Source organism: Micrococcus sp. HMSC31B01 (assembly GCF_001816085.1).
Lineage (GTDB): Bacteria > Actinomycetota > Actinomycetes > Actinomycetales > Micrococcaceae > Micrococcus > Micrococcus luteus.
The window spans coordinates 1-5,671 of sequence record NZ_KV824996.1 but is presented as its reverse complement, the minus strand read 5'-3'; the positions used below and the strand labels follow the sequence as shown (position 1 = coordinate 5,671).

At 68.3% G+C, this 5,671-nt stretch carries 11 protein-coding genes; all 11 read right to left on the bottom strand.

What is annotated here, in order from left to right; all coding sequences use genetic code 11:
- Window positions 1-61 precede the first annotated feature (61 nt).
- From rpsQ to rpsJ, 11 genes are read right to left on the bottom strand one after another with little or no spacing between them, the layout of a single operon-like run.
- Window positions 62-343, bottom strand: coding sequence for a 30S ribosomal protein S17 (gene rpsQ, locus HMPREF3105_RS03020; RefSeq protein ID WP_036317768.1), 282 nt, complete (start codon window positions 341-343; stop codon window positions 62-64).
- Window positions 340-609 carry a 50S ribosomal protein L29 gene (gene rpmC, locus HMPREF3105_RS03015; RefSeq protein ID WP_036317766.1) on the bottom strand — a complete coding sequence of 90 codons (270 nt, stop codon included), beginning with the start codon at window positions 607-609 and terminating at the stop codon, window positions 340-342. Before rpmC ends, rpsQ begins: the two co-directional genes overlap by 4 nt.
- Before the next feature lie 4 nt (window positions 610-613).
- Window positions 614-1,030: a 50S ribosomal protein L16 gene (gene rplP / locus HMPREF3105_RS03010; protein ID WP_036317764.1), complete on the bottom strand. Its 417-nt coding sequence runs from the start codon at window positions 1,028-1,030 to the stop codon at window positions 614-616.
- The gene (rpsC, locus tag HMPREF3105_RS03005; protein WP_002857479.1) at window positions 1,030-1,848 is read right to left on the bottom strand and encodes a 30S ribosomal protein S3; all 819 of its coding nucleotides are present in this window, start codon (window positions 1,846-1,848) and stop codon (window positions 1,030-1,032) included. Before rpsC ends, rplP begins: the two co-directional genes overlap by 1 nt.
- Before the next feature lie 2 nt (window positions 1,849-1,850).
- Window positions 1,851-2,216, bottom strand: coding sequence for a 50S ribosomal protein L22 (gene rplV / locus HMPREF3105_RS03000; RefSeq protein ID WP_017487837.1), 366 nt, complete (start codon window positions 2,214-2,216; stop codon window positions 1,851-1,853).
- Between the two features lie 51 nt (window positions 2,217-2,267).
- Window positions 2,268-2,549 carry a 30S ribosomal protein S19 gene (gene rpsS, locus HMPREF3105_RS02995; protein WP_002857475.1) on the bottom strand — a complete coding sequence of 94 codons (282 nt, stop codon included), beginning with the start codon at window positions 2,547-2,549 and terminating at the stop codon, window positions 2,268-2,270.
- A 15-nt stretch (window positions 2,550-2,564) separates the two neighbouring features.
- On the bottom strand, window positions 2,565-3,404 hold the full coding sequence (rplB, locus tag HMPREF3105_RS02990) for a 50S ribosomal protein L2 (protein ID WP_010080386.1): 840 nt from the start codon (window positions 3,402-3,404) through the stop codon (window positions 2,565-2,567).
- Between the two features lie 37 nt (window positions 3,405-3,441).
- The gene (gene rplW / locus HMPREF3105_RS02985; RefSeq protein WP_070708751.1) at window positions 3,442-3,747 is read right to left on the bottom strand and encodes a 50S ribosomal protein L23; all 306 of its coding nucleotides are present in this window, start codon (window positions 3,745-3,747) and stop codon (window positions 3,442-3,444) included.
- On the bottom strand, window positions 3,744-4,379 hold the full coding sequence (gene rplD / locus HMPREF3105_RS02980; RefSeq protein ID WP_036381542.1) for a 50S ribosomal protein L4: 636 nt from the start codon (window positions 4,377-4,379) through the stop codon (window positions 3,744-3,746). Before rplD ends, rplW begins: the two co-directional genes overlap by 4 nt.
- A gap of 4 nt (window positions 4,380-4,383) precedes the next feature.
- Window positions 4,384-5,034 carry a 50S ribosomal protein L3 gene (rplC, locus tag HMPREF3105_RS02975; RefSeq protein WP_036317759.1) on the bottom strand — a complete coding sequence of 217 codons (651 nt, stop codon included), beginning with the start codon at window positions 5,032-5,034 and terminating at the stop codon, window positions 4,384-4,386.
- Window positions 5,035-5,054: 20 nt separating this feature from the next.
- A complete protein-coding gene (gene rpsJ / locus HMPREF3105_RS02970; RefSeq protein WP_002857463.1) occupies window positions 5,055-5,363 on the bottom strand; it encodes a 30S ribosomal protein S10 in 309 nt (102 codons plus the stop codon).
- Window positions 5,364-5,671: the final 308 nt, after the last annotated feature.

Here is a 5,671-nt window from a genome sequence, read left to right as displayed (position 1 = left end):
CGCCCCGTGCCAGTGCACGGGGCGGCCCTCTGCGTCGCCGGCCCTCAGGGGGCCGGGTCGATCACTTGGCGCGCTCGACGATCTCCACCAGACGCCACCGCTTGGAGGCGGACAGCGGGCGGGTCTCGGCGAGGCGGACGCGGTCGCCCACGCCGGCGGTGTTGTCCTCGTCGTGCGCCTTCACGCGCTTCGAGGTCTTCAGCACCTTGCCGTAGAGCGAGTGCTTCTTGCGGTCCTCGACCTCGACGACGATGGTCTTGTCCATCTTGTCGGAGACGACGATGCCACGGAGGGCCTTGCGGTAGCCGCGCTCCTCGGAGACGGCCGGGGTCTGCTCGGTCACTTGGCAGCCTCCTCGTTCTTCTCGGCCTGCGCCTCGGCGGCGACATCGCCGCGGATGCCCAGCTCGCGCTCGCGCAGGATCGTGTAGATGCGCGCGATGTCACGCTTGACGGCCTTCAGCCGGCTGGCGTTGTCCAGCTGACCGGTGGCGGCCTGGAAGCGCAGGTTGAACAGCTCCTCCTTGGAGGACTTCAGGGCCTCCAGCAGGCGGGCGTTGTCCATCCCGTCCAGGGACTCGACGTTCAGATCCTTGGTGCCGATCGCCATGGGATCACTCACCACCCTCTCGACGGATGATACGGGCCTTCAGCGGCAGCTTGTGGATGGCCAGGCGGAGCGCCTCGCGGGCGACGTCCTCCGTGACACCCGACAGCTCGAAGAGCACGCGTCCGGGCTTGACGTTGGCGACCCACCACTCCGGCGAGCCCTTGCCGGAGCCCATGCGGGTCTCGGCGGGCTTCTTGGTGAGCGGACGGTCCGGGTAGATGTTGATCCAGACCTTGCCGCCACGCTTGATGTAGCGGGTCATGGCGATACGGGCGGCCTCGATCTGACGGTTGGTCACATAGGCCGGCGTGAGCGCCTGGATGCCCCACTCGCCGAACGTCACGGTGGTGCCGCCCTTGGCGGCGCCGGAACGCTTGGGGTGGTGCTGCTTGCGGTGCTTGACGCGACGGGGGATCAGCATCAGGCGTTGCCTCCTTCAGCGGGAGCGGCGGCCGGGGTCTCGGCGCCGGCGCCGGCGTTCTCCTGGCGGGGAGCACGCTCGGCGCGATCGTTGCGACGACGACGCTCACCGCCGCCACGGCGCTCGCCGCCACGGCCACGGCCGGAGGGCTGCGCGGCCTCCTTGGCCGCGAGCTCCTTGGCGGTCAGGTCGCCCTTGTAGATCCAGACCTTCACGCCGATGCGGCCGAAGGTGGTCTTGGCCTCGAACTTGCCGAAGTCGATGTTCGCGCGGAGGGTGTGCAGCGGCACGCGACCCTCGCGGTAGAACTCCGAGCGGCTCATCTCGGCGCCGCCGAGGCGGCCGGAGCACTGGATGCGGATGCCCTGCGCGCCGGCGCGCATGGCGGACTGGATCGCCTTCTTCATCGCGCGGCGGAACGCCACGCGCGAGGCGAGCTGCTCGGCCACACCCTGCGCCACCAGCTGGGCATCGGTCTCGGGGTTCTTGACCTCGAGGATGTTCAGCTGGATCTGCTTGCCGGTGAGCTTCTCGAGCTCACCGCGGATGCGGTCGGCCTCGGCGCCGCGGCGGCCGATCACGATGCCCGGACGCGCGGTGTGGATGTCCACGCGCACGCGGTCACGGGTGCGCTCGATCTCCACCTTGGAGATGCCGGCGCGCTCCATGCCGGTGGTCATCAGCTCGCGGATCTTGACGTCCTCCTTGAGGAAGTCAGCGTAGCGCTGGCCCTCCTTGTGGGAGTCCGCGAACCAGTGCGAGACGTGGTCGGTGGTGATGCCGAGGCGGAACCCGTTGGGGTTGATCTTTTGGCCCATTGTCAGTTCCCACCCTTCTCGTCCTTGGACGCGACGACCACGGTCACGTGGCTCGTGCGCTTGTTGATGCGGTACGCGCGGCCCTGAGCACGGGGCTGGAACCGCTTCATGGTCGGGCCCTCGTCCACGAAGGCCTCGGTGATGTAGAGGGCGTCCTCGTCGAAGGCCTGGCCCTCGCGGTCCGCCTTGACGCGGGCGTTCGCCACCGCGGAGGCCACCAGCTTGTACACCGGCTCCGAAGCGCCCTGCTGGGCGAACTTCAGGATGGCCAGTGCTTCGGTGGCCTGCTTGCCACGGACCAGGTCGACGACGCGCCGGGCCTTCATCGGCGTCACGCGCAGGTGGCGCGCAATTGCCTTGGCTTCCATTGCTTCTCTCTTTCGATTCTCGAGAAGGTCAAGCGTGCTGTGCCCTCAGGCTCAGCGGCGCTTGCCCTTCTTGTCGTCCTTCACGTGGCCGCGGTAGGTCCGGGTCGGGGCGAACTCGCCCAGCTTGTGACCCACCATGGACTCGGTGACGAACACCGGGACGTGCTTGCGTCCGTCGTGGACCGCGATGGTGTGACCCAGCATGTCCGGGATGATCATCGACCGGCGGGACCAGGTCTTGATGACGTTCTTGCTGCCCTTCTCGTTCTCGGCCAGAACCTTCAGGTAGAGGTGCTGATCGACGAAGGGGCCCTTCTTCAGGCTGCGAGGCATGTCTTCCCTGCTCCCTTATCGCTTGTTCTTGCCGGTACGACGGCGACGCACGATGAGCTTGTCGCTTTCCTTGTTCGGACGACGCGTGCGGCCCTCGGGCTTGCCGTTCCGGTTGACGGGGTGACGACCGCCGGAGGTCTTGCCCTCGCCACCGCCGTGCGGGTGGTCGACCGGGTTCATGACGACGCCGCGGACGGTCGGGCGGACGCCCTTCCAGCGCATGCGGCCGGCCTTGCCCCAGTTGATGTTCGACTGCTCGGCGTTGCCGACCTCGCCGATCGTGGCGCGGCAGCGCACGTCGACGTTGCGGATCTCACCGGAGGGCAGGCGCAGCTGGGCGTACTTGCCCTCGCGGGCGACCAGCTGCACGGACGCGCCGGCGGAGCGGGCCATCTTGGCGCCGCCGCCGGGGCGCAGCTCCACCGCGTGGATGGTGGTGCCCACGGGGATGTTGCGCATCGGCAGGTTGTTGCCGGGCTTGATGTCGGCGTTCGGGCCGGCCTCGACCACGTCGCCCTGCTTCAGCTTGGCCGGGGCCAGGATGTAGCGCTTGGCGCCGTCCGCGTAGTGCAGCAGCGCGATGCGGGCGGTGCGGTTCGGGTCGTACTCGATGTGCGCGACGGTGGCGGGCACGCCGTCCTTGTCGTGGCGACGGAAGTCGACCAGGCGGTACTGGCGCTTGTGGCCGCCGCCCTTGTGACGGGTGGTGATGCGACCGGTGTTGTTGCGGCCGCCGGTCTTGTGCAGCGGACGGAGAAGGGACTTCTCCGGCGTGGACCGGGTGATCTCTGCGAAGTCGGCCACGGACGAGCCACGCAGGCCCGGGGTGGTCGGCTTGTACTTACGGATAGCCATGTGTCAGTTCCTCGATTAAGTGGTCTCCGCACGCCGATCAGGCGAGCGGACCTCCGAAGATGTCGATGGTCCCGTCCTTGAGCGTGACGATGGCACGCTTGGTGGACTTGCGCTGGCCCCACCCGAGGCGGGTGCGACGGCGCTTGCCGGAACGGTTCAGGGTGTTGACCGAGGCCACGTCGACGTTGAAGATGCGCTCCACCGCCTGCTTGATCTCGGACTTGTTGGAGCGCGGGTCGACCAGGAAGGTGTACTTGCCCTCGTCGATCAGACCGTAGCTCTTCTCCGACACGACGGGAGCGATGATCACGTCGCGGGGATCCTTGTTGATGGAGCCGCTCACTGGGCATCCTCCTTCTTGGCGCCGGAAGCCTGGGCCACGTACGCCTCGTAGGCCGCCTGGGTGAACACGACGTCGTCGGAGACGAGCACGTCGTAGGTGTTCAGCTGGTCGGCGTACAGGGTGTGGACCGCGGGCAGGTTGCGGGCGGACAGGGCGGCGACGTCGTCGGCCCGGTCGATCACCAGCAGCACGTTCTTGCGGCCGGTGTTCAGGGACGCGAGGCCCGCCTTGGCGGCCTTGGTGGACGGGGTGGTCCCGGACACGAGGGCCTCGATGACGTGGACGCGGCCGTTGCGGGCGCGGTCCGACAGGGCACCGCGCAGGGCGGCGGCCTTCATCTTCTTGGGGGTGCGCTGCGAGTAGTCACGCGGGGTCGGGCCGTGGACGATGCCGCCGCCGGTCATGTGCGGGGCGCGGATGGAGCCCTGACGGGCGCGGCCGGTGCCCTTCTGCTTGAACGGCTTGCGACCGGCGCCGGACACCTCGCCGCGGCGCTTCGTCTTGTGCGTGCCCTGGCGGGCGGCGGCGAGCTGGGCGACGACGACCTGGTGCATGAGCGGCACGTTGGACTGCACGTCGAAGAGCTCGGCGGGCAGATCGACCTGGACGGTCTTCACGGAGTTCTCAGCCATGGTCTCAGGCTCCCTTCACGGCGCTGCGGACGAGCACGACCTGGCCCTTGGAGCCGGGCACCGCGCCCTTGATCAGCAGGAGGTTGTTCTCCACGTCGATGCCGTGGAGGGTCAGGTTCATGGTGGTCTGGCGCACGGCGCCCATGCGACCGGGCATGCGCTGGCCCTTGAACACGCGGCCGGGGGTGGACGCGCCGCCCACGGAGCCGGGCTTGCGGTGGTTCTTGTGCTGGCCGTGCGAGGCGCCCACACCGGCGAAGCCGTGGCGCTTCATGGCGCCGGCGAAGCCCTTGCCCTTGGTGGTGCCCACGACGTCGACCTTCTGGCCGGCCTCGAAGACCTCCACGGTCACGTCCTGGCCGAGGGAGTACTCGGCGGCGTCGGCGGTGCGCAGCTCGACGAGGTGGCGACGCGGGGTCACGCCGGCCTTCTCGAAGTGACCGGCCAGGGGCTTGGTCACGCGGCGGGGATCGATCTGGCCGTAGGCGATCTGCACGGCGGTGTAGCCGTCGGTCTCCTCGGAGCGCAGCTGGGTGACGACGTTCGGGTCTGCCTTGACCACGGTCACAGGGATGAGCTTGTTGTCCTCATCCCAGACCTGGGTCATGCCGAGCTTCGTGCCCAGCAGGCCCTTGATGTTCTGGGTGTTGGTCATAGTCTCTCAGCACCTCCCTCTCAGAGCTTGATCTCGATGTTGACGTCCGCGGGCAGGTCCAGTCGCATGAGCGAGTCGACGGCCTTCGGGGTCGGGTCGATGATGTCGATGAGCCGCTTGTGGGTGCGCATCTCGAAATGCTCGCGGCTGTCCTTGTACTTGTGGGGAGAACGGATAACGCAGTACACGTTCTTCTCCGTCGGCAGCGGCACGGGGCCGACCACCGTCGCGCCTGCGCGCGTGACCGTGTCAACGATCTTGCGGGCCGAGACGTCGATGACCTCGTGGTCGTACGACTTCAGCCGGATGCGGATCTTCTGTCCCGCCATGGCGTCACGCCTCTCTCGTCGGGTGTGCTGTTCCTGTCCCTGTGCGGCGGATCGTGCCCGCCTTCTTGTCCTCCACCCGCGCGGGGCGAATCCGGTCGGACCGGGTTCCTCGCCGCCGCCGGACTCCGGTCCACGCGGTCGGGCGTGTCGCATTCCTGGGAGGGCACGCGCCTGTGGCGGGTCGGAGTGGTGACGTCACATCTGGGCCGAGCTGCCGCCGCGAGACACACGACGACAGCGCAATGGCGCTTGAGCAACCGAATCAGTATAGACAGAACCGGGCCCGGTCCGCCAATCGGCGGGCCGGG

Coding starts and splice junctions, on each gene's coding strand:
- rpmC (WP_036317766.1), bottom strand. CDS start 609: ATGGCGATCGGCACCAAGGATCTGAACGTCGAGTCCCTGGACGGGATG.
- rplP (WP_036317764.1), bottom strand. CDS start 1,030: ATGCTGATCCCCCGTCGCGTCAAGCACCGCAAGCAGCACCACCCCAAG.
- rpsC (WP_002857479.1), bottom strand. CDS start 1,848: ATGGGCCAAAAGATCAACCCCAACGGGTTCCGCCTCGGCATCACCACC.
- rplV (WP_017487837.1), bottom strand. CDS start 2,216: ATGGAAGCCAAGGCAATTGCGCGCCACCTGCGCGTGACGCCGATGAAG.
- rpsS (WP_002857475.1), bottom strand. CDS start 2,549: ATGCCTCGCAGCCTGAAGAAGGGCCCCTTCGTCGATCAGCACCTCTAC.
- rplB (WP_010080386.1), bottom strand. CDS start 3,404: ATGGCTATCCGTAAGTACAAGCCGACCACCCCGGGCCTGCGTGGCTCG.
- rplD (WP_036381542.1), bottom strand. CDS start 4,379: ATGGCTGAGAACTCCGTGAAGACCGTCCAGGTCGATCTGCCCGCCGAG.
- rplC (WP_036317759.1), bottom strand. CDS start 5,034: ATGACCAACACCCAGAACATCAAGGGCCTGCTGGGCACGAAGCTCGGC.
- rpsJ (WP_002857463.1), bottom strand. CDS start 5,363: ATGGCGGGACAGAAGATCCGCATCCGGCTGAAGTCGTACGACCACGAG.